The following is a 1,043-nucleotide window of genomic DNA, read 5'->3' on the forward strand; positions in this document are numbered from 1 at the left end:
CGAGCGGGGCCGCGGTGGCCAGGGCCCGGCCCGCCGGCCGGTGGGAGACCAGGCCGAGCCGGACCCGGACGCCGTGCCCCGCCACATCGGCCACCTCGCGCAGAGCGGCGAGCGGCCTCGCGGTTCGGACGCGGCGCTCGGCGTGATCGGCGACCTCCGCCAGCGCGTGGGTGCCGTAGGAGGCCGGGTAGAGGGCGAGGGCGCGGCGCAGCAGGTGGGTCGCCAGGCGACCCTCCCTGCTCTGATCCTGGTGATTCTGGTGGTCCTGGTGCGCGGTCATGCCGGGCCTCCCGCGAGCCTGTTCCGGGTGATGGCGAGGCGGCGGTCGGCCTCGCGGAGGGCGGCCCGCAGCCGCCGGCTCTCGTCGGTGAGGGCCTGGGTGCCGCTCGGGGTGAGGGCGAAGACGCGGCGGGGTCGCCCGTCGACCGTCTCCTCCCGTTCGACCCGGATGAGGCCTTCGGCGAGCAGTCGATCAAGCGTGCCGTACAGGCTTCCGGCGCCGAGCCGGACCCGGCCGTCGGAGATCGCGGCGACCTCGTCGCCGAGCGCGTAGCCGTGCCGGGGCTGGTCGGCGAGGGCGGTGAGCAGCAGGAAGGTGGGCTCCTGCATGGAGCGTTTCTTCGTCACGCCGATCACCATAGTACGGTCACCGTAGTGTCCGGAAGAGCGGGTGCGATCGGAGGCGAGGGAGGGGCACGCACCGCTCATCCGCCAGGACCAACGCGCACCCGGGCAGCCGGTAAGGCTTGCCTTGCCATCGAGTCGACCCCGCCTCTATGGTGAAGTCCTCAGAGGACCTGAAGACCTGGGGACCTGAGGACTACTTGGGGAGAGTGATCATGTCAGACCTCCATGCCCTGACGCTGGCCGAACAGGCGGCGGCGATCCGCGGGCGCACCGTCTCGCCGACCGAACTGGTCGACCACCACCTGCGCCGGATCGAGGAACTCGACGGCGTGCTCGGCGCCTACCGCACGGTCGACGCGCCCGGCGCCCGCCGGGCCGCCCGTGCGGCCGAGGCCCGGCTGGCCGCCGCCGGGGAC

1 protein-coding gene and 2 pseudogenes are annotated in these 1,043 nt (G+C 73.7%); 1 reads left to right on the forward strand and 2 read right to left on the reverse strand.

Features of this window, described 5'->3' with window-relative positions:
- Positions 1 to 280: pseudogene (locus AE652_RS41960) on the reverse strand (hypothetical protein); the annotation flags it as partial.
- Positions 277 to 609, reverse strand: coding sequence for a PadR family transcriptional regulator (locus AE652_RS41965; RefSeq protein WP_082346304.1), 333 nt, complete (start codon positions 607 to 609; stop codon positions 277 to 279). The pseudogene AE652_RS41960 and the gene AE652_RS41965, both read right to left, overlap by 4 nt.
- 230 nt (positions 610 to 839) lie before the next feature.
- Between AE652_RS41965 and AE652_RS41970 the strand changes: the two are divergent.
- A pseudogene (locus tag AE652_RS41970) lies at positions 840 to 1,043 on the forward strand (amidase); the annotation flags it as partial.

Source organism: Kitasatospora sp. MY 5-36, from assembly GCF_001182915.1.
Lineage (GTDB): Bacteria > Actinomycetota > Actinomycetes > Streptomycetales > Streptomycetaceae > Kitasatospora.